The sequence below is a fragment of the Pseudomonas viridiflava genome (assembly GCF_900602065.1).
In the GTDB taxonomy this organism is placed as follows: Bacteria; Pseudomonadota; Gammaproteobacteria; order Pseudomonadales; family Pseudomonadaceae; genus Aquipseudomonas.
Window position 1 is genome coordinate 1 of the sequence record NZ_UWFN01000181.1, and the last position, 25604, is coordinate 25604.

The 25604-nt window shown below is 58.3% G+C and carries 23 protein-coding genes; 10 read left to right on the top strand and 13 right to left on the bottom strand.

What is annotated here, in order from left to right:
- Positions 1–243: hypothetical protein (locus EE949_RS29650; protein ID WP_431194219.1), on the bottom strand; the 243-nt coding region annotated here is incomplete at its 3' end.
- Between the two features lie 62 nt (positions 244–305).
- On the opposite strand from EE949_RS29650, the gene dgcB reads away from it, so the two are divergent.
- The 9 genes from dgcB to EE949_RS09145 all read left to right on the top strand — a co-directional run bounded on the left by dgcB (position 306) and on the right by EE949_RS09145 (position 10843).
- Positions 306–2252 carry a dimethylglycine demethylation protein DgcB gene (gene dgcB / locus EE949_RS09105; RefSeq protein ID WP_122663978.1) on the top strand — a complete coding sequence of 649 codons (1947 nt, stop codon included), beginning with the start codon at positions 306–308 and terminating at the stop codon, positions 2250–2252.
- Complete coding sequence (locus EE949_RS09110; RefSeq protein WP_122663979.1) at positions 2252–3472, top strand: electron transfer flavoprotein subunit alpha/FixB family protein; 1221 nt, start codon at positions 2252–2254, stop codon at positions 3470–3472. The genes dgcB and EE949_RS09110 overlap by 1 nt, the downstream gene beginning before the upstream one ends.
- Positions 3462–4268, top strand: a complete 807-nt coding sequence (locus tag EE949_RS09115) for an electron transfer flavoprotein subunit beta (RefSeq protein ID WP_122663980.1) — start codon at positions 3462–3464, stop codon at positions 4266–4268. Before EE949_RS09110 ends, EE949_RS09115 begins: the two co-directional genes overlap by 11 nt.
- Positions 4269–4509: 241 nt before the next feature.
- On the top strand, positions 4510–5028 hold the full coding sequence (locus EE949_RS09120; RefSeq protein ID WP_122663981.1) for an RNA polymerase sigma factor: 519 nt from the start codon (positions 4510–4512) through the stop codon (positions 5026–5028).
- A complete protein-coding gene (locus EE949_RS09125; RefSeq protein WP_122663982.1) occupies positions 5025–6029 on the top strand; it encodes a FecR domain-containing protein in 1005 nt (334 codons plus the stop codon). The genes EE949_RS09120 and EE949_RS09125 overlap by 4 nt, the downstream gene beginning before the upstream one ends.
- A gap of 100 nt (positions 6030–6129) precedes the next feature.
- Entirely contained in the window at positions 6130–8568 is a 2439-nt protein-coding gene (locus tag EE949_RS09130; protein WP_122663983.1) for a TonB-dependent siderophore receptor, read from the top strand.
- A 272-nt stretch (positions 8569–8840) separates the two neighbouring features.
- Positions 8841–9974, top strand: coding sequence for a PepSY-associated TM helix domain-containing protein (locus tag EE949_RS09135; RefSeq protein WP_122663984.1), 1134 nt, complete (start codon positions 8841–8843; stop codon positions 9972–9974).
- Positions 9971–10147 (top strand): hypothetical protein, encoded by a 177-nt coding sequence (locus tag EE949_RS09140; RefSeq protein WP_122663985.1) that lies wholly within the window; start codon positions 9971–9973, stop codon positions 10145–10147. The genes EE949_RS09135 and EE949_RS09140 overlap by 4 nt, the downstream gene beginning before the upstream one ends.
- A 66-nt stretch (positions 10148–10213) precedes the next feature.
- Positions 10214–10843, top strand: coding sequence for a glutathione S-transferase (locus EE949_RS09145; RefSeq protein ID WP_122663986.1), 630 nt, complete (start codon positions 10214–10216; stop codon positions 10841–10843).
- A gap of 118 nt (positions 10844–10961) precedes the next feature.
- Here EE949_RS09145 and EE949_RS09150 read toward each other — a convergent pair whose 3' ends face one another.
- The 12 genes from EE949_RS09150 to EE949_RS09210 form a co-directional block, all read right to left on the bottom strand.
- Positions 10962–12806: a S9 family peptidase gene (locus EE949_RS09150; protein WP_122663987.1), complete on the bottom strand. Its 1845-nt coding sequence runs from the start codon at positions 12804–12806 to the stop codon at positions 10962–10964.
- Positions 12772–13959, bottom strand: a complete 1188-nt coding sequence (pqqE, locus tag EE949_RS09155) for a pyrroloquinoline quinone biosynthesis protein PqqE (RefSeq protein WP_430735971.1) — start codon at positions 13957–13959, stop codon at positions 12772–12774. Before pqqE ends, EE949_RS09150 begins: the two co-directional genes overlap by 35 nt.
- On the bottom strand, positions 13931–14206 hold the full coding sequence (pqqD, locus tag EE949_RS09160; RefSeq protein ID WP_122663989.1) for a pyrroloquinoline quinone biosynthesis peptide chaperone PqqD: 276 nt from the start codon (positions 14204–14206) through the stop codon (positions 13931–13933). The genes pqqE and pqqD overlap by 29 nt, the downstream gene beginning before the upstream one ends.
- The gene (pqqC, locus tag EE949_RS09165; RefSeq protein ID WP_099268493.1) at positions 14203–14958 is read right to left on the bottom strand and encodes a pyrroloquinoline-quinone synthase PqqC; all 756 of its coding nucleotides are present in this window, start codon (positions 14956–14958) and stop codon (positions 14203–14205) included. Before pqqC ends, pqqD begins: the two co-directional genes overlap by 4 nt.
- A 140-nt stretch (positions 14959–15098) precedes the next feature.
- Positions 15099–16010 carry a pyrroloquinoline quinone biosynthesis protein PqqB gene (gene pqqB / locus EE949_RS09170; protein ID WP_122663990.1) on the bottom strand — a complete coding sequence of 304 codons (912 nt, stop codon included), beginning with the start codon at positions 16008–16010 and terminating at the stop codon, positions 15099–15101.
- Positions 16011–16107: 97 nt separating this feature from the next.
- A complete protein-coding gene (pqqA, locus tag EE949_RS09175; RefSeq protein ID WP_008365141.1) occupies positions 16108–16179 on the bottom strand; it encodes a pyrroloquinoline quinone precursor peptide PqqA in 72 nt (23 codons plus the stop codon).
- A 153-nt stretch (positions 16180–16332) separates the two neighbouring features.
- A complete protein-coding gene (gene pqqF / locus EE949_RS09180; RefSeq protein WP_430735972.1) occupies positions 16333–18651 on the bottom strand; it encodes a pyrroloquinoline quinone biosynthesis protein PqqF in 2319 nt (772 codons plus the stop codon).
- 216 nt (positions 18652–18867) lie between these two features.
- Positions 18868–19668 carry a carbon-nitrogen hydrolase family protein gene (locus tag EE949_RS09185; RefSeq protein WP_122663992.1) on the bottom strand — a complete coding sequence of 267 codons (801 nt, stop codon included), beginning with the start codon at positions 19666–19668 and terminating at the stop codon, positions 18868–18870.
- Positions 19669–19683: 15 nt separating this feature from the next.
- A complete protein-coding gene (locus EE949_RS09190) occupies positions 19684–21363 on the bottom strand; it encodes a flavin monoamine oxidase family protein (RefSeq protein WP_122663993.1) in 1680 nt (559 codons plus the stop codon).
- Between the two features lie 253 nt (positions 21364–21616).
- Positions 21617–22078, bottom strand: coding sequence for an Lrp/AsnC family transcriptional regulator (locus tag EE949_RS09195; RefSeq protein ID WP_122664219.1), 462 nt, complete (start codon positions 22076–22078; stop codon positions 21617–21619).
- Positions 22079–22334: 256 nt separating this feature from the next.
- Complete coding sequence (locus EE949_RS29960) at positions 22335–23378, bottom strand: methyl-accepting chemotaxis protein (RefSeq protein ID WP_122663994.1); 1044 nt, start codon at positions 23376–23378, stop codon at positions 22335–22337.
- A gap of 356 nt (positions 23379–23734) precedes the next feature.
- Positions 23735–24808 (bottom strand): FUSC family protein, encoded by a 1074-nt coding sequence (locus EE949_RS09210; RefSeq protein ID WP_122663996.1) that lies wholly within the window; start codon positions 24806–24808, stop codon positions 23735–23737.
- A gap of 168 nt (positions 24809–24976) precedes the next feature.
- Between EE949_RS09210 and EE949_RS09215 the strand changes: the two genes are divergently transcribed.
- The gene (locus EE949_RS09215) at positions 24977–25597 is read left to right on the top strand and encodes a YjfI family protein (protein WP_027899474.1); all 621 of its coding nucleotides are present in this window, start codon (positions 24977–24979) and stop codon (positions 25595–25597) included.
- The last annotated feature ends 7 nt before the right edge of the window (positions 25598–25604 follow it).

A 25604-nucleotide genomic window follows, 5' to 3' on the forward strand; every position in this document is an offset into this window, starting at 1 on the left:
AACGATAACGCGGTTTACCAGATACACCGCAGCGCCCTTATCGCGGGCAAGCCCAGCTCCCACAGAAAACACCGAATACCCCTGTAGGAGCCGAGCTTGCTCGCGATGAACGATGACGCGGTCTACCTGATACACCGCAGCGCCCTTATCGCGGGCAAGCCCGGCTCCCACAGAAGAAACCGAATACCCCTGTAGGAGCCGAGCTTGCTCGCGATAAACGATAACGCGGTTTACCAGATACACCGCAGCGCCCTTATCGCGGGCAAGCGCGCTCCTTCAGGCCGCATGCGCCGTAGGAGCTTCACATGCTGAACACACTGCTTCCCATCTTGCTGTTCGCTGCTCTGGGCCTTGCTGTCCTGGGGGCTGTGCGGCGGGTGAATATGTGGCGCAACGGCCGAGCCTCTAAAGTCGACCTGCTCGGCGGGCTGTTGGCCATGCCCAAGCGCTATATGGTCGATCTGCACCATGTCGTCGCCCGGGACAAATACATCGCCAACACCCACGTCGCGACGGCATTGGGTTTTGTGCTGTCGGCATTGCTCGCGATCGTCGTACACGGCTTTGGCCTGCACAGCCGCATCCTCGGTTATGCGCTGTTGCTGGCATCGACCTTGATGTTCATTGGCGCAATCTTCATGTATCTGCGCCGCCGCAACCCACCGGCTCGGCTGTCGAAAGGCCCGTGGATGCGTTTGCCGAAAAGCCTCATGGCGTTTTCCGTCAGCTTCTTCCTGGTCACGCTGCCGGTGGCGGGGATTCTCCCGCAGGACTTCGGCGGCTGGGTGCTGGTCGCGCTATTGGGCCTGGGATGCCTGTGGGGCGTGTCGGAAATGTTCTTCGGCATGACCTGGGGCGGTCCGATGAAGCACGCCTTTGCCGGTGCATTGCACCTGGCCTGGCACCGTCGCGCCGAACGCTTTGGCGGTGGCCGCTCAACCGGCCTCAAGCCGCTCGACCTCAACGACAAAACTGCACCGCTGGGCGTGGAAAAGCCCAAGGATTTCACCTGGAACCAGTTGCTGGGTTTCGACGCCTGCGTGCAGTGCGGTAAATGCGAAGCCGCGTGTCCGGCATTCGCCGCCGGTCAGCCACTGAACCCGAAAAAGCTGATTCAGGACATGGTTGTCGGACTGGCCGGCGGCACCGACGCCAAATTCGCCGGTAGCCCTTATCCAGGCAAAGCCATCGGCGAACACAGCGGTAACCCCCATCAGCCCATCGTCAACGGCCTGGTAGACGCTGAAACCTTGTGGTCCTGCACCACCTGCCGTGCCTGCGTCGAAGAATGCCCGATGATGATCGAGCACGTGGACGCCATCGTCGACATGCGCCGTCACCTGACTCTGGAAAAAGGCGCGACGCCGAACAAAGGCGCTGAAGTGTTGGAAAACCTGATCGCCACCGATAACCCCGGCGGTTTCGCACCGGGCGGGCGGATGAACTGGGCGGCGGATTTGAGCCTGAACGTGCTGGCCGACAAGCAAACGGTCGACGTCCTGTTCTGGGTCGGCGACGGCGCTTTCGACATGCGCAACCAACGGACTTTGCGCGCTTTCGTCAAAGTCCTGAAAGCGGCCAAAGTCGACTTCGCCGTGCTCGGTCTTGAAGAGCGCGACAGTGGCGACGTCGCGCGTCGTTTAGGGGATGAAGCAACGTTCCAGATGCTCGCCAAACGCAACATTCAGACCCTGAACAAATACAGCTTTAAACGTATCGTCACCTGCGATCCGCACAGCTTCCATGTGCTGAAAAACGAGTACGGCGCCTTCGATGGCAACTACCTCGTGCAGCACCACAGCACTTACATGGCCGAGTTGATTCAAGGTGGCGCGCTGAATCTGGGCCAGCACAAAGGCTCCAGCGTGACGTATCACGACCCGTGTTATCTGGGCCGCTACAACGGCGAGTACGAAGCCCCGCGTGAGGTGTTGCGCGCGCTGGGCATCGAGGTCAAGGAAATGCAGCGCTCCGGTTTCCGCTCCCGTTGCTGCGGTGGTGGCGGCGGTGCACCCATTACGGATATTCCTGGCAAACAACGTATCCCTGATATGCGCATGGAAGACATCCGCGAAACCGGTGCGGAGCTGGTGGCGGTCGGCTGCCCGCAATGCACCGCGATGCTCGAAGGCGTGGTCGAACCGCGGCCGTTGATCAAAGACATCGCCGAACTGGTAGCCGACGCGTTGCAGGAAGAAGTTATCCCCAGCAAATCTGCGCCAGTAAAACGTGAACCTGCGGAGGTGCACTGATGAGCGACATTATTCGCCGCGATCCACGTGCCGAGTGGATTGCCCGCAACCGCTTGCACCCGCTGCATGCAACGATGCAACCGGCGCAAACCAGCTGGATGGGGCCAAACGGTCTGATGCGCAAGAACGTGCACGGCATCGGTTTCATCGGTCCTAACGGCATCAAGAGAATTGACCGCAGTGGTGCGCAGCAAGGCGGGGCGGTGAAACGCTCGGCCGCAGCCGACGTGCAGTTGCCGCTGCATCAAGTGCTGGAACCGACGTTCTATATCGGTGTGGTGCCGGACATGGTTGGCGGACGTTTGAGCAGTCACGACCGAGACCTTCTGGGGCTTGCTCATCAGCTCGCTGGCCAGAACGGCGCGGTACTCGCCGTGGTATTTGGCGAGCACAAAGAGAGCGCTTTTGCGACGGCAGGCGTTGATCGCCTGCTGACACTCGAAGGTAACGAATTCAGCGGTTATTCACCGGAGCAACGTGTTCAGGGTCTGCGAGCTGTGGATAGCCAGTTCAACCCTCGGCACTGGTTATTACCGGATAGCCGCAGCGGTGGTGGTGAGTTGGGGAGGCGATTTGCCGCGAGCCTGGGCGAGCGCCCCGCCACGCGTGTCTGGCAGGTTAGCGACGAGCAATGCATCGGCCGCGCTGGAGCTGGACAACAGGATCTGGCGAGGCCATTGGCACGCTTGATCCTGGCAGCCGTGGAATGTGCTGAACCGGTCAGTGAAACCCGTCATGAAGCGCTGCCGGTTGAGTTATCCACAAGCGTCGCGCGCAGCCTGCCCCGGATTGAAGACCTGGGCGCTGTCGCCGTCGACCCGTCCATGATTCCAATGGCGGAAGCGGAGTTCATCTTCTCGGGGGGCAATGGGGTCAAGGACTGGGGTCTATTCCATCAAACCGCCGCAGCGCTGGGTGCCACTGAAGGCGCCTCCCGTGTCGCGGTGGACGATGGCTTCATGGGCCGTGATCGACAGGTCGGTGCCAGCGGTACCTGGGTGACGGCGCGGGTTTACGTGGCGGTGGGTATTTCGGGTGCGATCCAGCATCTGCAAGGCATTGGCGTCTGCGACAAAGTGGTAGCGATCAATCTGGATCCCGGTTGCGACATGATCAAACGCGCCGATCTTTCTGTGATCGGCGACAGCGCTGCAATCCTCAAGGCGCTGATCGAAGCCGTGCACATCCATCGCAATGGAGCAAAACAAGATGCGGCCTGAGCCAACTGCTTCCTCTGTGGATAATGCTGCGCTGCACGTCATCAGCCTTGTATCGATCGGCGCGCACCCGACATCGGGTCGTTCACGTCGCGCCGAACAGGATGCTCGCGCCGTTGAGTTGGGCTTGCAACTGGCTGGGGATAACTTGCACGTGCTACATGCAGGAAATGCCGAAGAACCCGCTCTAAGGGCTTACCTTGGTATGGGCCTGAATGAGCTGCATGTGCTGGAGCAGCCGGAAAACGCCGATGCATTGCCTGCCTTGACGGATTACATCCGTGAGTCGGGGGTACAAATGGTGCTCACCGGAAGCCAGGCAGAAACCGGCGAAGGCTCGGGCATGCTGCCGTTCCTGCTCGCGGAAAACCTTGGCTGGCCGTTGGTCGTGGGGTTGGCTGAGGTGGAGTCGCTGGATAACGGCACTGCTCTTGTTTTGCAGGCATTACCCCGTGGCCAGCGGCGGCGGTTGAAGGTGCGCCTGCCTTTTCTGGCGACTGTGGATAACGCTGCACCGAAACCCCGGCAAAGCGCTTACGGCCCTGCGCAACGCGGTACGCTGGCGGCAGAGCAGGTGGAAATCGTCAGCGACGAACTTCTGAGTGGTTCACCCCTGCAACCGGCCAAACCCCGACCCAAGCGCTTGAAAGTCATCAAAGCTAAAAGCGGCGCCGACCGCATGAAAGCTGCGACGGCGAAAGCCAGCGGTGGCGGCGGGCAAGTGCTCAAGGGTGTCACTCCCGAGGCGGGGGCGGAGGCGATCCTCAAGTTGCTGATTGAAGAGGGCGTGGTTCGTTAAAGGCTTTTGATTTCTGTAGTTGCGGCCCCGTCGTCCAGACGCCGCGCTGTCGCGCAGCAAGCCCGGACCCTGTAGGAGCGCCACCCCGGTCACTTCTACAGGTTTTACGACACGGAGTACCTTTCTCACAAAGCTTCGAAAGCATTTTCATCCGACAGCCAGCATTTGCCAGTAATCATTGGCTCTGACACAATCGCGAATAATTCTCGTTATTTAATGCGCCTTTCCCGAGGTACGTTTCGTGTCGTCAGCCCCAAGCCCTCAAAGCGAGCTTATTGGCGTCTTGTATCGCGACCACCGTAGTTGGCTGGTGGCGTGGCTACGGCGTAATGTCGCGTGTCCGCAGAGGGCTGAGGATTTGAGTCAGGACACCTTCGTGCGTCTGCTCAATCGCGAGCAACTGGATCACCCGCGTGAACCTCGTGCATTTCTGGCCGCAATCGCCAAGGGACTGCTGTTCGATTACTTCCGCCGGGCAGCGCTTGAGCAAGCCTATCTCAACGAGCTGATGCTGGTCCCCGAGGCCGAGCAACCTTCGCTGGAAGATCAGTTGTTGATCCTCGAAGACCTGAAATCCATCGACCGGTTGCTCGGCAAGCTGTCGAGCAAGGCGCGAGCAGCATTTCTCTATAACCGTATCGATGGTCTGACCCATTATGAGATCGCTGAACGTCTAGGCGTCTCCCCATCCCGCGTGCGGCAGTATCTGGCTCAAGGCATGCGTCAGTGCTATGTGGCGCTATACGGCGAACCGCTATGAACGCCTTCAATTCCAGGCCGGTTTCAGCAAAGGTGCTGGATGCGGCGATTGCCTGGCAGTTGTGCCTGGATAGCGGCAACGGCAGTCAAGTCGAGCGTGACGAGCACGCCCGGTGGCTGGCGGCAAATGAAGAGCACGCCCGGGCATGGGCTCAGTTGGGCATGCTCGATCAGCAGTTCTCCCTGGCGTCGGCGCCTGCACGCTCTGCCTTGATGCAATCGCACAACGGAGCGGTGCGGCGCATGCGCAAGTTGGGCGGAGGGTTGGCGAGTGTGATGCTGGCCTGCGGATTGGCCCTGGTTATGGGCAATCGCATCATGCCCGTCGATTACTGGCTGGCTGATCAGCGTACGGCAACGGGCGAGCAACGCACCGTGCGTTTGGCAGATAACACACTCATCCAGCTCAATACCCACAGCGCAATCGACGTGCGCTTTGATGCTACTCAGCGGCGGGTGATTTTGCAGGACGGCGAGATTTTCATTGAAACCGGCAGTCATGAAGACCCTCGGCCGTTTATCGTTGAGACCCGCGATGGTCGTATGCGCGCATTGGGTACCCGTTTTCTGGTGCGACGCGAAGATGAAGGCACGCTGCTTGGCGTCCTTGAGTCTGCTGTAGCGGCTCACGCTCAAAACGATGATCGCGAACAGATTCTGCGTGAAGGCCAGCAGATGCTCATGACCCGTGACGGTTTGGGCCCCATGTTGGCGCTCAAGCCTGGCGCCGATGCCTGGACGCGCGGGATGCTGGTGGTGGAGAACGCTCGGCTCGCAGATCTTGTCGCTGAGCTGGGCCGCTATCGCGCAGGGCATCTGGGCGTCGCGCCGGAAATCGCCGACCTGCGCATCACCGGTAGCTTCCCGCTGAAAAACACCGATCTGGCCCTTAAGGCGTTGTCGCCGACATTGCCAGTGCAGGTCGAACAACACACGCAGTGGTGGACCAAGGTGATTGCCCGAGAAGACAAGAACACAGGAATTAATCCAGCAAAGCAGTGACTGATAATCTCAATCGAAATTATTTTCGATTGGGCCTGTCACTTTTTGAATTTCGTGCGGCACATAGGCATTGAGAACCGTTTCTCCTCTGGAGCCTTCTATGTCCCGCACGCTTGAAACCCTGTTGCGCCCAAGCCTTCTGGCCGTGGCGATTGCTTTGTCAGCCCCGCTGGTCAGCCCGCAATTGCTTGCCGTCGACCAGACCAGCAGCGTGCGCTCGTACGACCTGCCCGCCGGAGCACTGTCGACCACGCTGAACCAGATCGCCAGCCAGGCTGGTCTTGCGCTGGCCGTGGATCCGGCTTTGGCCAGTGGCCGCACATCGGCTCCGGTAAAAGGTGAATTCGATGCTGCAGGCGCGTTACGTCAGGCGTTGCGTGGGTCGGGTTTGCAACTGGTACAGAGCAGCGCTGGCACATTCAGCCTGGCAGCGGCTCCGGAAGGCACCGTGGCGCTGCCGGAAACCAACATTGAGGGGCGCAGTAGTGCTGAAACTGCATGGAGCCCGGTCGAAGGTTACGCCGCGACTCGCACCGCATCCGGCAGCAAAACCGATACTGCGATCCTTGAAGCGCCGCGCTCAATCTCGGTCGCCACGCGTGAGCAGATGGAAGACCGCGCCGTCCAGAATCTGGATGACGCCGTGCGTTACATGCCTGGCGTGACCGCCAGTAGTTATGGCAGTGACACCCGTGCGGAATGGCTGAAAATCCGCGGGTTTGAACCGACTCAGGTGCTCGATGGTCTGCCGCTACCCAAGGGCGTCTATGTGATGCCCAAACTGGAAACCTGGGATCTTGAGCGCGTTGCAGTGTTGCGTGGGCCGGCTTCGTCGGTTTACGGCCAAACACCGCCAGGTGGCTTGCTGGATATGGTTAGCCGCCGACCCGAAGCAGTTGCCGGTCATGAAATCCAGGCGCAGGTTGGCAGCTACAATCGTAAACAGATCAGCTTCGACAGCACCGGGCCGATTGATGATGCCGGTGTCTTTGAATATCGCGTCAGCGGGGTTGTCCGCGATAGCGGTACGGCCATCGAGCATATTGATGACAAACGTTACAACGTGGCACCGAGCCTGGCGTGGAACATCGACCCCGATACGAAGCTAACCTTCCTCAGCCAGTTCAACCGTGACGATACGGGCATCACCAGCCAGTTCCTGCCGCTTGAGGGCACGAAGCTGTCCACGCCGGCCGGCGAAGTGAAGTACCACAAAAACCTTGGCGATCCAGAGTGGGAGTTCTACGACAAGACCTACTACGCGTTGGGTTATGCCTTTGAACATCGCCTGAATGACATGTGGCAGTTCAAACAGAACCTGCGTTACACCAAGAGCGATCTGTCGTTCCAAGGCATCACCGCAGGAGGGTTTTTTGGCTCCGTAGCGGCTGACGGCACCTTGTCCCGTGGCGCCAACGTGGTCAACGAAGACATCAGTCAGTTTGCGGTGGATAACAACTTCCAGGCCGACTTTGATACCGGAGTGCTCAAGCACACCTTGCTGTTGGGGCTCGATCACCAACGCATCAACCACAACTACAAATGGCTGTTCGGCAGCGCACCGACCAGCAACATTATCAATCCGGTGTACGGTCAGGATTTCAGCAACGTCGCCTATACCGCTTTTCAGAACTACAGTCAGAAAACCCGCGACACCGGTTTATACGTGCAGGACCAGATTGCACTGGATAACTGGCGTTTGACCCTGGGCGGTCGTCAGGACTGGCTGGACACCGACACCACGTTTCATGAAACCGGCATCAAGGATACCCGTAGCGATAGCGCTTTTAGCGGCAACGCAGCATTAAGCTACGTCTTCGATTCGGGTTTCACCCCTTACGTTTCTTATGCCGAGTCGTTCCAGGCTGAGCAGGGCGGTAACAACGCCACTAACGCGGCCTACGAACCCAGTACCGGCAAGCAATACGAACTGGGCCTCAAGTATCAGCCGCCAGGTAGCGACATGTTGTTCACCGCTGCGGTCTATGACTTGACCCGCAAGAATATCGTGATGAGCGATACATTCGGCAATAGCCGTCCATTGGGTGAAGCTCAGGTTCGTGGACTTGAACTGGAAGCGGTAGGCAACGTTAACGAGAACCTCAAACTGACTGCGTCTTACACCTACGCCAATAGCAAAATGACCAAGGTGGGCAGCGATCTGGACAAGAACCGTCCACTGCCGCTGACCCCGGAAAACCAAGCCGCGGCGTGGGCCGATTACACGTGGCACACCGGATTGCTTGATGGTTTCGGTCTTGGCTTCGGCGTACGTTATATCGGCGAGACCGATAACGTCGCCATCGGTAGCTTAGGGTTTGTACGCGACAAGTCTGACGGGCACGCCGGTTCGTATACCGTTTACGATGCTGCTGTGCATTACGACCTGGGCCGCGTAAACAATTCTCTTAAAGGTGTCAGTGTCGCAGTCAACGCCAACAACGTATTCGATAAGGAATACATATCGACATGCGACGGCTTCTACTGCTATTACGGTGACCGCCGTGCCGTACTGGCCAGCGTCAATTACAAATGGTGATTTGACCAGTTTGTAGTCGATAAGATATCGCCCTGTGTCCCTGACACCACGCCGTCGCCAGACAGCGCGGTTTCTTGTGGGAGCGGTGCTTGCCCGCGATAAGACTGGACGCGATCCAAAGTGAACCGCGTCCAGCCTTATCGCGGGCAAGCACCGCTCCCACATGAAGTCGCACCCGTTTAACTATCTTTATTTTTGTTTGATAGACGCAAAAGGGGTCGCTGCTTATGCCGCGGCCTTTTGCTTTTGGATAAAAGCTTGAGAAGAACAGCATGAAAAGCCAAACCGTGCGCCGCTGGTCCTTCGTCCATACCTGGACGAGCCTGATCTGTACCCTGTTTCTGTTGATGCTGGCGCTGACCGGTTTGCCACTGGTGTTCAGTCACGAAATTGATCACCTGTTGGGCAATTCACCTGAGTTCAAGGAATTGCCAGCCGACACGCCGCACCTCAACTTGCAACAACTGGTTGTGGCTGCCGAGGCTCATCGTCCCGGCGAAGTTCTGCAGTACTTCGGCTGGGAGGACGACGACCCGAACGGTGTCTGGGCGATCACGGCCAAAACGGCGGGTACAGACCCCAACGATTCACACTCCTTCATGCTCGATTCGCGTACGGGCCAGGCTTATGAAACGCCGTCTGCCAACGGTGGATTCATGATGGTTATGCTGCGCCTGCATGTGGACATGTATGCGGGGCTGCCGGGTAAGTTGTTGCTGGCGTTCATGGGCTTGATGTTCGTGCTGGCAATCGTTTCCGGGACGGTGCTGTACGCGCCGTTCATGCGCAAACTCAAATTCGCCACCGTGCGTGCCGACAAATCAACACGCATGCGCTGGCTGGATCTGCACAACCTGATTGGCGTCGTGACTCTGACCTGGGCATTGGTGGTGGGCGTGACCGGAGTAATCAGTGCCTGCGCCGACCTGTTGATCGCCTCGTGGCGCAACGACACGCTGGCCGCGATGATCGAACCGTATCGCGGTGCGCCGCCGCTGACTCAACTCGCTCCGGCAACACGCCTGGTAGAGATCGCTGAATCCGCAGCGCCCGGTATGCAGATCGACTTCATTGCTTTCCCCGGAACGCGCTTCTCCAGTGAGCACCATTACGCGGTGTTCATGAAAGGTAATACGCATCTGACGGCGCACTTGATGACCCCGGTGCTGATCGATGCGCAAACCCTGGAAGTCACGGCGGTGGTCGAACGGCCCTGGTACATGGATGCGCTGGGCATGTCTCAGCCGCTGCACTTTGGGGATTACGGCGGCATGCCGATGAAAGTGCTATGGGCCGTGCTGGATGTGCTGACGATTATCGTCTTGGGCAGTGGTTTGTACCTATGGTGGGTTCGCAGGCGAGCGGCGCGATCGAACGGTGTCTCGCCACAAGGGGCGCTGCCATGAAGCGCTCGACACTCTGGAAGACCTTTGCAGCGCCCGGCTTGATTGCCTTGCTGACCGGGCTTGGCTTGTTCGCTGCTCTGCTGGGGGATGGCTGGTGGGATGCACTGGCCTGGCTGGGCATGGGGCTAGCGGCTGTTCTCAGCATCAGAGGCTTGCTGGTGCGCAAGTCCTGAAAGCAGATATTGCGGACAACGGTAGCGCTGGCTAGTCTGAGGGACTGTCTTATTCGAGGAACCTCCATGTCCGCGCCAACCATGACTTTGTACTACAACCCGGCATCTCCTTTCGCCCGCAAGGTGCTACTTGTACTGCATGAAACCGGACAGCTGGACAGGGTGACGCTGCAAACCACGATCCTGACGCCTGTCGCCCCCGTTGCAGAATTGAACAGCGATAACCCTGCCGGCAAGATCCCGGCTTTGCGTCTGGCGGACGGTAACGTTATCCATGACAGCCGAGTCATCCTCGACTATCTCGATCATCAGCATGTCGGCGTACCGCTGATCCCACGCGAAGGCTCGGCACGCTGGCGGCGTTTGACCCTGGCATCTTTGGCGGATGCGTTGCTGGATGCCGCGTTGTTGATTCGCTATGAAACCGCATTGCGCCCGGCTGAGAAGCATTGGGAACTCTGGCTCGATAATCAGCAGGAAAAAATCGAGCGCACACTCGGTTATTTTGAGCAGGAGGCGATTACCGAACTGAGCTCGTCTTTTGACGTGGCTTCAATGAGCGTCGCCGCTGCGCTGGGTTACATCGACTTCCGCCAGCCGGACCTGGCATGGCGCAGCCGCTACCCGCGTCTGGCCAACTGGTACTTTGAAGTCAGCCAGCGACCGTCGATGCAGGCGACCTTGCCTTCGGTTTGATTTGGAATGCATTTGCTGTAGGAGCTGCCGAAGGCTGCGATAGCGGTATGTCAGGATCAACGCTTCGCAGCCTTCGGCAGCTCCTACAAGTCCTTTGTTCGCAGCTTACCGGCGCTGCTCAACCATCAATCACCTTGCGATAAAACGCCCACTCTTTCTTCAGCGCATCGGCCTGATTAACCGCCTTGCGGAAGCCATGGTGTTCGTCGGCGTAAAAATGCCCTTCAGCCACGACACCTCGGGATTTCAGGGCCATCAGCATGGCGCGGGTTTGTTCGGGGACGACCACTGCATCGAGCTCGCCCTGGAAGAAAATCACCGGCACTTGAATGTCGGCGGCATGCAGCAGCGGCGTGCGGGCGTGATAGCGGTCGATGTCCTCCTCTGGGTCGCCGATCAGCCAATCCAGATAGTCGCTTTCGAACTTATGTGTGGCTCTGCCCAGTGCCAACGGGTCACTGACGCCGTAAAGGCTGGCACCGGCGCGGAATACTTTCTTGAAGGCCAGTGCACATAACGTGGTGTAGCCACCAGCACTGCCACCGCGAATGAATGCCTGCTCGGGATTGATCAGCCCGCGCTCGCCCAGATGCGCAACCACTGCGCAGGCATCTTCCACGTCTGCCACCCCCCAATTGAGGTGCAGACTTTGGCGGTACTCACGTCCGTAACCGGTGCTGCCGCGGTAGTTGAGGTCGGCCACGGCAAAGCCGCGTTGTGTCCAGTACTGGATTTTAGGATCAAGCACCGGGTAGCAGGCTGACGTCGGACCACCGTGCACAAACACCACCAGCGGCGGTGTGCCCACAGCATTCATGGCGGGATAGAAATAACCGTGCGCTTCACCGTCCCCACTCTTGTAGCGCAAGGTTTGTGGACGGCTGATTTGTTCAGGCGGCAGTGGGGCGACGCCACCCGCCAGCACCTGGACGCGGTGGTCTTTACGACTGATAGCCAGCACTGCCGAGGGGCTCGTTGCGGAGGCCGCGATGCAATAAACGTATTGATCGTCGAGCGCCAGGCTGCGGAAGCGGCTGTACTCGCCGCTGAAATCTTCGAGCGCGCCGTGGGTGTCGCGCATGCCCAGCACGCCGGCACCATTTTCCGACCAAGTGGCGAGGTAGGCGCCATGATGCAATGGCAGCCAGCTGCGCCCACCCAGTTGCCATGGGGCTGGCGCATGGTCGGCGTCGGAAGCTTTGAGGTGGGTCAGGCCGAACGAGCCTTCCACGCACGGTTGCCAGAAGCCCCCTTGGTCGCTCAGGCAATACAGCCGACCCGTGGCATCGAAACGCGCTTGCTGGATGGACTCTTCTTCACGATCGCCCGCCAGACAGCGCGGCTCGGACCACCCCCCCGCCGCCTGACGCTTGCTGCTCATCAGCAAGGTGCTGGTCCAGGGTTGATGCGGCTTCTGCCATTCAATCCAGGCCAGACGCTGCCCATCCGGGCTCATGGTGGGCGATGCGTAAAAATCCGCGCCTCTGGCCAATACCAGGCGCTTGCCGTTGGCAACGTCGATACTGACCAGTTGGTGGACGTCTTTGTCTTCCTCTACGGCCAGAATCTGCCCATTGGCGAACACCAGATCACCGTAGCGTTTTTTGCCGGTGGTGATGGCTTCAGGCAGGCCTTGCTCTTCGAACTCGTCCCAGATCAGGGGCTGTTTATAGAGCTGCTGATCGCTTTCGTTGACGAACACCAGCGCATCTTCAGTCAGGCAGAACGACCCACCGCCGTACTCATAAACACGGCTGCGTACACTGAAGCCTTCCGGCGTGAGACACGTCTTGTTGTCCTCGAACCAGCGCCAGATGCGGCTCGCGCCATCCTCAGGCCGGTATTCATTCCAGAACAAGCCCAGCGGGCTGACCGCCAGCTCCGCGAAGTCGACTCCGGCGGCGACCGCCTGGGCTGCTGTGAACGTGTCAGGATTTGGCGATGAGGCGCGAGTTTCTGTCATTGCGAAAGGCCAGCTGCTCAATGGTTTGGGTAGCATATTCGGCTTCTTTTCGAGCCTGCACAATCATCCCGTGATGAGGCGATTTACTGCACACCGGATCGGCATTGGCGGCATCGCCGGTGAGCATGAATGCCTGGCAACGACAGCCGCCGAAATCCTTCTCTTTTTCGTCGCATGAGCGGCACGGTTCGGGCATCCAGTCGTAACCGCGGAAGCGGTTGAAACCAAATGAGTCGTACCAGATGTGCTGCATCGTGTGGTCACGCACGTTGGGAAACTGCACCGGCATCTGCCGCGCGCCGTGGCAGGGCAACGCCGTGCCGTCCGGGGTCACGGTCAGAAAGATGCTGCCCCAGCCGTTCATGCAGGCTTTCGGACGTTCTTCGTAATAGTCCGGGGTCACGAAGATCAACTTGCACGGATGATTCTCGGCAGCCAGTTTGTCGCGGTATTCGTTGGTGACCCGCTCGGCGCGAACCAACTGATCCTTGGTGGGCAGCAAGCCCTGGCGGTTCAGGTGCGCCCAGCCGTAGAACTGACACGTCGCCAGCTCGACGAAATCCGCTTCGAGGGCGATACACAGTTCGATGATTTTATCGATCTTGTCGATGTTGTGCCGGTGGGTCACGAAGTTAAGCACCATCGGGTAGCCGTGCTTCTTGACCGCACGGGCCATCTCCAGCTTCTGCGCGAAGGCTTTTTTCGAGCCGGCGAGCATGTTGTTCACCTGCTCGTCACTGGCCTGGAAGCTGATCTGAATGTGATCGAGCCCAGCTTCCTTGAAATCGATGATCTTCTGTTCGGTCAGACCAATGCCAGACGTAATCAGGTTGGTGTAATAGCCGAGCCGACGCGCCTCGCCGATCAGTTCGGCCAGGTCCTGGCGCACCAGCGGTTCGCCGCCGGAGAAACCGATCTGCGCCGCACCCATTTGCCGCGCTTCGGCCATGACCTTGAACCACTGTTCGGTGGTCAGTTCCTGGCCCTGTTTGGCGAAGTCCAGAGGATTGGAGCAATACGGGCATTGCAGCGGGCAGCGATAGGTCAGCTCGGCGAGCAGCCACAACGGCAGGCCCACTTCGGGCTTGGGCGGAATCTTGATGGCTGAAGCGATCAGTGTCGAATCAGGCAAGTTCGATCCAGTGTTCGCCACGGGCGACCTCCATGAATTGCTCGACGTCGGTGCCGAGCTCGGGGAAACCTGGGAACTGCTCGTTCAGTGCATCAATGATCGCGGCCACGCTACGTTTGCCATCGATCAGGCCGCCAATGGCACTGGCGCTTTCATTGAGTTTGATCATGCCTTCCGGGTAGAGCAGCACATGGCCGTTCTGCGCGGGTTCGAACTGGTAACGATAGCCTCGACGCCAGCTCGGGACTTGTTGTCTATCGAAGCTCATAGGGCGATCCCCTTATGCCAGACCCGTTGGTCGGTCACGCTGTGATAAGGCGGGCGGTTCAGCTCGTAGGCCATGCTCATGGCGTCCAGCATGCTCCACAAAATGTCGAGTTTGAACTGCAGGATTTCCAGCATGCGCTGCTGGCCTTCGTACGTGGTGTAGTGCTGCAGGGTAATCGTCAGGCCGTGTTCTACATCGCGACGCGCCTGGCCCAGCCGGGTACGGAAATACTCGTAGCCAGCCGGATCGATCCACGGGTAATGCTGCGGCCAGCTGTCCAGCCGGGACTGGTGGATCTGCGGGGCGAACAGCTCGGTCAGCGAGCTGCTGGCGGCTTCCTGCCAGTTGGCACGGCGAGCGAAGTTGACATAAGCGTCTACGGCGAAGCGCACGCCGGGCAGGACCAATTCCTGGGAGCGAAGCTGATCAGGGTCCAGACCAACGGCTTGTCCCAGGCGCAGCCAGGCTTCAATACCGCCGTCCTCACCGGGTGCCCCGTCGTGATCCAGCAGGCGCTGAATCCACTCACGACGAATCTCGCGATCAGGGCAGTTGGCCAGAATGGCTGCGTCCTTGAGCGGGATGTTCACCTGGTAATAGAAGCGGTTGGCGACCCAGCCCTGAATCTGTTCGCGGGTGGCACGGCCTTCATACATCGCCACGTGGTACGGGTGATGGATGTGGTAATACGCACCTTTGGCCCGCAAGGCCTGTTCGAATTCAGCGGGGGACAGCGGCGTTGCTTCGCTCATTTAGACTCCCTCAAAAAACTAACTTTGTTGGAGCGAGGCTTGCCCGCGAAGAGGCCGGTACATTCGACACACCTTTTGCGTCTAAGCCATCGTATTCGCGGGCAAGCCACGCTCCAACGGATTTGGTGTTATTCCGCTGTTTACAACTCAATACTCATCCCATCAAACGCCACTTCGACATTGCGGCGAGCAAGCTCTGCGCGCTCAGGCGAATCTTCGTCGAGGATCGGGTTGGTGTTATTGATGTGGATAAGCACTTTGCGCTGCTTTGGCAGGCGCTCAAGCACTTCGAGCATGCCGCCGGGGCCGTTCTGGGCCAGGTGACCCATTTCCGTACCGGTTCGTGTGCCAACGCCGCGACGCTGCATTTCATCGTCGTCCCACATCGTGCCGTCCACCAAAAGGCAATCGGCAGCGACCATTTTCTCCATCAGCGCGTCATCGACTTTGCCCAGCCCTGGTGCGTAGAACAGCTTGCCGCCGGTCTTCAGGTCTTCAACCATCAAGCCGATGTTGTCGCCAGGGTGCGGATCGAAACGATGTGGCGAATAAGGCGGCGCGGCGCTCCGCAGCGGGAATGGCGTGAAGCGCAGGTTCGGGCAGGCAGGAATCACAAAGCTGCCTTCGAGTTCGATCCTGTTCCAGACCAGGCCGCCGTTCCAGTGTTTGAGCATGTTGAACAGCGGAAAGCCGGTGCTCAGGTCTTCGTGAACCATATCGGTACACCAGACCTGATGCGGGCAGCCTTCGCGCAGGCTGAGCAAGCCGGTAGTGTGATCGATCTGGCTGTCCATGAGAATGACCGCGCTGATCCCGGTATCGCGCAGGGCGCGACCTGGTTGCATAGGGCCAAAACCGGCCAGCTGCGCGCGGATGTCCGGAGAAGCGTTGCACAGTACCCAGTTAACGCCATCATCGGACAGCGCGATGGACGATTGAGTCCGGGCATGGGCCCGCAGGCTACCGTCGCGGAAACCAGCGCAGTTCACGCAATTGCAGTTCCACTGTGGGAAGCCGCCGCCAGCAGCGGAACCTAGAATCTGGATGTACATGTCAGCTCCATGGGCGAGGCATGAAAAACTTCAAGAAAAAAGACGACTTATCAATAAAAAAAGCCCCGGCGAACCGAGGCTTTGCACCGCGTTGTAATCAACGGCTTGCGAAGTACATGGTGACTTCGAAACCGATACGCAGATCAGTGTAAGCAGGTTTAGTCCACATAAGAGACTCCTTCTGGGTGATTGCAGCGGTGGGTGGTAAATCGTTAGTACACCTGCGAAGGCATACGTTCGATGGTTAGGAAGCTATGTTACTTAATTTAACAAATTCTGGCTGTCGGATTCGTGAACAAAGCTTTTGCAGCTTTGGTAACGATCAAGCTGCGTGCCAAGGGTTTTGCGGGCTGTTTGTCAGGCAGAGCCAGCCGCCCACTGCTTTTTGAAGGCTAGCAGCGGCTTGCAACAAAGTGTGCCTGTCGAGGTTTCGTAATGTTTCATGCAGTGCGGACAGGAACTGTTCGTCACGGCCAGCCAGATGCGCTTGCCAACGCAGTTCGGCTGCTTGCGCGGTCTCCATGGCATCGACATCCAGCTGCGTAATCAGCGTTGCCGCTTGAGCGGCTACATCGGCGTCGTTTACCCGTTCGGGTAGTTCATCCAGAAACCTTTCGATATGCCCGACCAGTTGTGGCACAGAAGCGTTAGGCGACTGGACGCCGAAGAGTATCCCCGTTCGTCCGGCAATCTGTCGCAAGCCGCTGAAAACTGCATAACCCAGTTGCAGCTCAACCCTGAGCCGTTGATAGAACGGAGCTTGTGCAAGGTGCGCGAGTAGCCGCCACGCCGCTTCGTCGATAACGGAGGAAGAGGGTGCCGGACAAAACAGTAGCACTGCGCTTTCTGAGGACGTTGGTGCGCCCGCTTCCCAGTGCTTACCGTTTGCCAGTGCTGGCGCCCGCAGTGTTTGCTCGTCGCGTCGCCCTGGCGTATTGAGTAGCACGGTGTTCAGCATGGGGATCGTTTCTTGTGCAAAGCCTGACGTGAAGCTGATCCACTGCGTTGCTGACCAGAAGGTCTGAACATCGCTGGTCTCGTCAGCGGGCGTGGCGTTCAGATAGCAATCGGGCAGCGCTTTGAGCAACTGCCGGATTGGAATCAGGGCAGGTTCATCGCCCGTTTGTCTCAAGCGCCCCAGGGCTGCTTCGTCTGCAGCGTTCAGGTGTTGTAATGCCTGCTTGAGGATCTCGGGCATCGGTGCGTCGAGGCCGCTGAGCTTGAGTTGCCAGTAATCGCCGTACGCACTGAACTCAAGATTGACGCCTGCTTGCTTCGCATCCCGCGCCAGGGGCTTCAAGCTCTGATCAAACATCCGCCACAGCGTGGGTTGTGGGGACGGTAGATGCCAGCGCAGATAGAGCGCCCCATCGTAGCCGTTACTCGGTACGGTCAGGAATGGGTTGGGTTTCGGGAATTGCCAGTGGATTTCTGAAGGCTGTGTGTTCGGTTGAATCTGGTCCAGCAATGCGATCAGCGCTGTGCAGCCTTGCTCGGACAAGCCTTGCGGCTGATTGCGGGCGTGGTGGTGGGCCAGTTCCAGTGGGCCGCTGATATCCAGTTGTCGTTGCTGAAGGCGGTTGTAGTCGTCGCGTAAGGTTGGCCAATGGGTTTTGAAGTTTTGTGTCAGTGCCGACGTCATGCGAGCAAGGTGGAGCGCCACCCCGGTCACTCCTACAGGTAAATTGCGCTTCCCTGTAGGAGTGAGCTTGCTCGCGATGGAGATTTGACTGGAAATGCTGGACTGAACCTTGATCAACAATTGACCAGCAAACTGATAAACCACTTCCGCCTTCAGCGCATCAACAACGCCTTGCGCCCGGCTGCCATTCAGGCAATGACACAGAAACGCAGCGGCCTCGTCTGCGCCCTCAGGCAAATCCTCACAGGCCAGAAGGAGTTGTTGATCGGCTCTCACGAGTATCCGATCCCCATCGTCAACCAGCCTCGGAGGGGCGGCTTGCGCGACCTTCATGCCGCTGGCCAGACCTGCGCCATAACTCGTCGCCAGCCGTTTTAGCTCCTCCAGCGACTGAGGCCCCGTCAGGCATAAGGTCATTTGCCCGGCCTGATAGAACCGCCGATAAAAATCCTGCAACGCCTGCTGAAACGCCGGACGCGGCACTGGCAAGCTGTAGCGGTTGCCTGCATGAAAGGCGCGTAGAGGATGGCGTGCTGAGATGCCTTCCAGCAGCTGTATTTGTTGGCGCGCGGTGGTGTCGCGAGACCAGGCGATGAACTCGGCATGCAGCACTTCGCGCTCGCGAAGTTGATCGGCCATGGTCATCCGCGGGTGAGCGAGCATGTCACACAGGCGTTCCAGGCCTTGAGCGAAGACCGGTTCTGGCAGTTCAAAAAAGAAATCAGTGGTCCGCTCACGGGTGCTGGCATTGAGTTGCCCGCCGTGACGCTGGACGAAGGCCATGAGCTTTTCGTCCCCGGCGAACCGCCCGGTGCCGAGGAAGAACAGATGCTCCAGAAAATGCGCCAAGCCAGGCCATGCAGCCGATACGTCATGACTCCCTGCCGCCACCCGCAACGAAGCAGCGCAGCGCTTGAGCCGTGGCGCATGGCACAGCACGACGTTCAGGCCGTTGGCGAGGCTCAGGTATTCGGTGGTGGGGGAGGCAGGCATGGGTATTCCGGATGACGTGATCGGGTCATGCTAGCGGAATTGCTCTTTCATGGCACCGCGCGATCTCGCGGCAAACAGACAAATCTGTGGGACCGGATTCATCCGGGAAGGCGGCAATCCTGGCGATGAAAATGTAGCGAATGTACTGGCCTCTTCCCGGATGAATCCGGTCCCACGAGGTGTGAGTTCAGATGGTTAGGCGCTGTTTGTAAAAGCGGCCTTTTAGCCTTCGCCCAACCCCACATACAGCTCCGGCCGTCGGTCATTGAAATAGGTATTGATCGACCGCGACTGCTCCATCACCTGTCGATCCAGCGTGCCCCAGATAAGCACTTCATCCTGTTGCGCCACAGCTAGCCGGCTACCGTCCGGGGCGCAGAGGCTGCTTAGCCCGCAGTAGTGGATATCTTCTTCACTGCCGCAGTAGTTGGCGTAAACCACGTAGCACTGATTCTCGTAAGCCCGTGCACGCACAGTCACTTCGGCGACAAAATCATAAGGCGCCATGTTGGCCGTCGGAACCAGAATCAACTCGGCACCTTCCAGAGCCAGGCGTCGGGTGTTCTCCGGAAACTCCACGTCGTAACAGATCAGAAAGCCCAGCCGCCAGCCGTCCAGCTCGACAATCGGGAAGCGGTCCTCGCCGGGGCTGAACATCGCCTTATCCAGTTCGCCGTAAAGATGCGTCTTGCGATAGTTACAGAGGGTTTTGCCGTGGCCGTCGATCAACTGCACTGAGTTGAAAATCACGTCCTCCTCGGCGCGTTCCGGGTAGCCGTAGAGAATTGCGATGCCGTAACCCTTGGCTATCGCGGCGATATCACCCGCCGCAAAGCCATCACTGGGCTGCGCCAATGCGCGTGCCGCCTCTGCACCAATGTTGTAGCCCGTGAGGAACATCTCCGGGCACACCAGTAGCTGCGCCCCAATGGCCGCCGCCTCCCGCGCCTGGTCATCCAGGCGTTGCAGATTGCCACCGATATCCAGTGGCAGTGGCGGGCATTGGTAAACGGCGATGCGCATGGTCGAGCCTCTTGTTCAGTCGGCGAGAGCGATGGGGCCAATTTCGTGGAACACATCGCCGGGGCCTGGGTTATCGGCGTGGGTCTTGCCGCCGAAGTGGGTCATGATGCCCCACACTGCATTCAGTGAGGTCTGTACGGCGCCTTCAACCCATGCGGGCGTCCATGACACGTCGTCACCGGCGATGAACATGCCGCGCTGTTCCACGGGCATGTCCTGCTGCATGAAGTGCGCATACATGCGCTGGTTGTAACGGTAATGCCCCGGCAAGGCGCCTTTGAAGGCTCCGAGGAAATGCGGGTCCGCTTCCCATGACACGGTAATCGGGTCGCCGATGATCCGCGCTGCGATGTCGACTTTAGGGTAGATCTTTTTCAGCGCGTCGAGTGCCAGTTTGACCCGCTTGTCGATAGGCTGCGGCAACATCTTCAGCGCATCGCTCATCCACGAGTAGGACAGACAGATCACGCCGGGCTTGTCGTCACCGTTATCAAACAGATAAGTGCCACGGGTCAGACGGTCCGTGAGGGTCATGCTCATCAGGTCGCGGCCGGTTTCCGGATCTTTGTCTTTCCAGAATGGACGGTCGACCATCACGAAGGTTTTCGACGATTGCATGTAGCGTGTACGGTCCAGTGCCATCCACATCTTCTGTGAGAACAACGATTCTTCACATTCGATCTGAGTGGTCAGCAACCAGCTCTGGCAGGTGGTCAAAACAGCAGCGTAGTGGCGTGTATCGCCCCAGTTATCAGTGACGGCCAGAAGACCGTCTTCGGCGCGTGCAATACGTTTCACCCCGGTTCGCGGTGCGCCGTGATGCAAAGACGCGAGGCTGGTGCCTTCGGGCCAGTGGGCGCAGCGCTCCGGTACATGCCGCCAGATGCCCAGCGGCACTTGCTCGACCCCGCCGACGATAAGGTGTTGGTGGTCGTCGCAGTTGGTCATGACCACGCGGAAGATTTCCAGCATCGAGTTGGGGAAATCAGAATCCCAGCCGCCGGTGCCGAAGCCGACCTGGCCGAAGACTTCGCGGTGGTAGAACGACAGTTTGGCGAATGCTTTTGAGGTGGCGACGAAGTCATAGAACGTGCGGTCGTCCCACAGCGGAACCAGGGTGTTCCAGAGCTCTTTCAGGCGCGGCACATCGCGGTCGCGAATGGCTTGCTGAATGTCTTTGAAGCCGGAACCCTCTTCTAGCGCATCCGCCCAGGCGTCAGCCACTTCCTGAAACATCGCGGGCAAGTCAGAGAGTTTCTGCGCGTAGTAAGTAACGCCTTCGAGATCGATAACGGTACTGCCCGAGGCGGCCGTCAGGGGGTTGGGGAACGGCTTTGATTCCAGGCCAAGCTTATCGACGTAGTGGTAAAAGGCGGTTGAAGACACCGGAAAGCGCATGCCCCCCAGCTCCGCGATGATGCCTTCAGTACCCTCGAAGGCTTGGGAGCGCAAACGGCCGCCCATTTTCGACGCTTCGTAAACCACGGGTTTCAGGCCCAGTTTCATCAGCTCATAGGCCGCCACCAATCCGGCGATCCCCGCGCCAACGATCGCCACTTCCTGACCGTGATTTTCTGCGGGGATACTGCCCAGCCCGGCGGGATGCTCGATCCAGTCGTCAAAAGCGAAAGGGAAATCCGGGCCGAAGATAGTGATCGGCTTCTTGCCGTCTGCGGGGTGGCGATTGTTTTTCATGACTGACCTGGCTGGCACGCGAAAGGGACAGTCTAGACAGGAGCTGAGACGTAAATAAGACGCAAAGTGTCGTCGTTATGCAGTGGTTTTGTGCGATGTGACGAAATTAGTGATCATTTAGACGGTTTTCTATATTTGCCCACGCCGTTTTAGATTGAAACGCATTTCTGTAGGAGCTGCCGAAGGCTGCGATGGCGGAATGTCAGGATAAATGCATCGCAGCCTTCGGCAGCTCCTACAGGGGCACGTTGTTCTAAACAGGCTGACCGCGATCAATCTTGCTACTGAGGATGATCGACGTCGTGGTCTTCTCGACACCATCAACGCTGCCGATCAGGTCCAGCAACTGGTCCAGTTGCTCAGGTGAATCAGTGCGTAGCCAGGCCACATAATCAAATTCACCACTAACCGCGCATAGCTGTTGAACCTGGGCCAGACTGCTCAGGCGGCGCAGCACCTCCTTGCCCGAACGCGGTTGCACGGTGATGCCGACATAAGCCTGCAAACCGCCATCGACCACGCGCTGACTCAGCCGCACGCCGTATCCGGTGATGACCTTCGTGCTTTCCAGCCTGGCCAGTCTGGATGTCACGGTCGTGCGGGCTATGCCCAACTGCCGGGCCAGCATCGCCACGCTTTCACGAGCATTGAGCTGCAAGGCCGCAATCAATTGGCGGTCAATTTCATCAAGAACTGGCTGGCGCGTCGTGGACAAGAGCATCTCCTTCAAGGCAGCAGGCATATTACCTGTGGTGGCTGCCAATGGGGTGCGGAGAGCTGAAACGATGTAAGAAGAATGATTCTGGTGCGCGCTGAAGGCGCCTTTACTGCACTGCACGGTCTTTGTAGGAGCTGCCGAAGGCTGCGATGGCGTCGTGTCAGGAAAAATGCTTCGCAGCCTTCGGCAGCTCCTACAGGGAATGCATTTCAAATTAAAAGAACTGCATTTTTATAAGCGATGCTTCTGCAGGCTATCCCTCTATCGTCGGCAATTGCTGCTCAATGACCCCCAGCCAACCCATTCCGGGATAGGTCTCGAATCCGGGAGTCATGGAGTAGCCCTGGATGAGATTGTTCGGCAGGATGGTGTAACCGCTAGCCTGGCCAGTCTTGACCTGCAAATCGACGTTTTGCCCCAAGTGGCTTTGCGCGTCGGAGCTGGCGATGACTTTGTGGCTGGCATCGACCAGCATCACCCGGCTGCGCGAGCGCTCTTCGTCACTCAAGCGTACGCCGTTGATGATCGAGTCCGCCTGGTTTTTCCAGTCGAAGAAAATTCCGATAACACCAATCACCGGCGTCTGCTTGCCAGCCTTGCTGCGCACAGCGGCACTGAATGCACAGGTCTGTGAGCCGGTGAGCAGTGGCTCAACTGCCACTTCGCCCGCGAAATACTGATCGCCGGATGAATGTCGTACCGCCTGTTTGAACCACGCCGCTTCAGCCACATTTGAGCCGATAACCTTGCCAAACGTGTCCGGCCGACCCGAGGCAATGACGCGCCCTTTGGTGTCTGCGACCCAGATGTCCAGATAAACGGTGTAACTGTCGAGAATGATCCCCAGACGCTCGCTTGCGTGAGCACTGGTTTCCGGCGTCGTCGCCGTCAGCGCATCGACCAGCGAGGCATCGGTCGCCCACCAGCGAACATCGCAGGTGCGCTCGTAAAGGTTGCGGTCGATGATCTCAATCATGTTCAGCGAAAGATCGGCCAGCCGCTGACCGCGTACGTCGAAGCACATGCCGCGACCCAGATCGGTCAGCTCATTGACCGACGCTTGCAGATCCTGAGTCAGGCCGCTCGCGATTTTAGAGATCCGTTCGGAGATGTCTTTGACTTCTTCCGCCACCACCGAAAACCCCAGCCCCGCCTTACCCGCATGCGCCGCTTCAATCAGCGCGTTTATCGCCAAAAGTCGAGTTTGCCGAGTGATCATTTGGATATCGCTGACACCTCGATTCGCTAACGCTTCCACTTCACGGGACAGAGTGACGATCCGTTCGGGTTCGATCATTTTCGTGTACTTCAAAGAGTGATTAGGCGGCAGCCTTCACATAAAAAATGTGCAAAAAAAGTATAGAAAAAGGGGCTGGTAATTGCCCCTTTGGAGTTCGGGAAGTCTGTACTTCCTCTTTGTTTTATCGCTGATATCAACTTGCTTTCACGCAAGCTAGCGCAGTTTTGGAGATCTGTCATCTGCCTGGCTGATGGAGCCAAAATCTTGTCTTTTATGTCGTTTTTGAAAGTGTTTTTGGTCGCGATCAGGATGATTTTTGTAGATGAAGCTATCTGCGCTGTGTGACAGCGCGATGACGAACAAGTGTTGGGGATTCGAAAGACGAAGCAACCAGTCAAGTGGCTGCTCCGTGCTTAAATTCTCCAGCGCCTGGCTGTCTTCGCCAGACGCTGTTGCAAGCCGTCGATGTTGCTCGCAAGTTGCAGCATCAACAGGTGGTAGCCGGTCAATTGCACAGGTATCGGATAACCCAGGTCCGGCAGGCTGGTTTCCGACGTGCGTTGCAGGCGTTCGGTGGCCCCGGTTTGTAGCGCGCGAGCCATGCCGATCAACTGGCGGCGGGTTTGACGAAACTCGGTATCCAGACGTGCACGCCATTCCGGGCCAGCCGCCTGGTCAAGATCGTCCGGACGGATATTGGCGAGGATCTCCAGTGTGCTCAGGCACATACGGAAGTGCCCTTGAATGGCATCAAGTTCGACCATGGAAATTCGCACTTCCTTGGACACGGATGGCAGCAGCGAGCGCAGCTGCAGCATTGTTCCGTTGAGCCGCGCCACCAACTTCAAGTGCTCATCGGCGGTAACTGGCTGGCCGTGGATGATGCGGCTGTACACCTTGGCGCAGTCACGCAAGCCGCTGGCCAGGTTATAGCGCCAGGAGAACACCGCATACAGTGGCAGGGCGAAAGAGAACGCCAACGCCAGTGCGATACCGATAAGAATGTCGACTGTGCGCCACAAGCCGTCGCTGATCGGGTTGTAGCCATGGCCTGCGACGATGAACAACGTAATGGCTGACAGCAGTGCGGTGTACCCACCCTTGCCGATCGCGTGGTACGCAAAGAATCCGCACATCACGGACATCATTGCGTAGGTCAGCAATGGCATCTCCAGATAGCCCTGCTGCACGACGACCAGCAATCCGAGTCCTGCCCCAATCAACGTTCCGTAGGCACGCTCGACAGACTTTTTGCGGATGTTGCCGTGATGCTGCAGGCCGCCAATCACAATCAACATCGTCACCGAGGCCCACTCGCCGTGAGGCAGATTTAGCCCCGTGGTCAACAGAATCGTCACCAGTAGCCCGACTGCGATCCGCGCCGCATGAATCAGGCGTGCGTGGCGATAGCGGCGATAAGGATCCAGTAGGGGGCGCAAAACGCGACGCAACCAGAAAGGCAAACGGAGAGAGCGGGAATTCGTCATGCGTTTAAAGACCGCGCGGTTTTGGAATCGATCCCGGAGGAGACGCGGGATGGCGTCAGTAAGCCACAGTCGCGATGAAATGTTTCATCACATGTGAGGTGTTGCGCATGAATTTTTTTAAGCGTAGCTTGCTCGTCTATCACATGTGATGTCCTGGAAGGCGCTCGGATGGCTCGAAAAACTTCAACCGACTACATGCGTGAAATGCGTGCACGGCTGACGGCGGCCGGGTACGTCAAAAGAGAGCTGTATGTACTTCCTGAAAACGCTGAAGTCTTGAGAAACGTCGAAAAAGTGTTACGCCAGCCCTATTTGGGGAACCGCATCAAACTGGAGGAATTCATGAGCGAAAATACCAACTGGACCATCGACACGCTGCACTCGGCGCTCGCTGAACTGGACGTGGTAAAGAGTAATGAAGTCGAGTTGACGCTGGTCCAGGGGGCCGAGCCAAGCTTGAGCGTGACGATGAACAACTTCGGCGGCCTGCCGATCATCATTGCAATTGCCGGCGACCAGATTCTGGTGGATTGCGTACTGGTGTATGCCTCCCAGGTAAAAGACGTCGCCGCATTCAACGACACCGTATTGCGCAGCCGGGACATCTTCCCGCTGTCGTCCATCGGTATCGAAACCATGCCGAACGGCGAGACCGTTTACAGCATGTTTGGCGCATTGAGCGCGGCTTCTTCACTGACCGTTATTGTCCAGGAAGTATTTACCCTGGCAGATAACGTAATCCGCGCCGCTGATGCCTACGAAGATTTTTTAACAGTTGACTCACAGTAATCGGGAG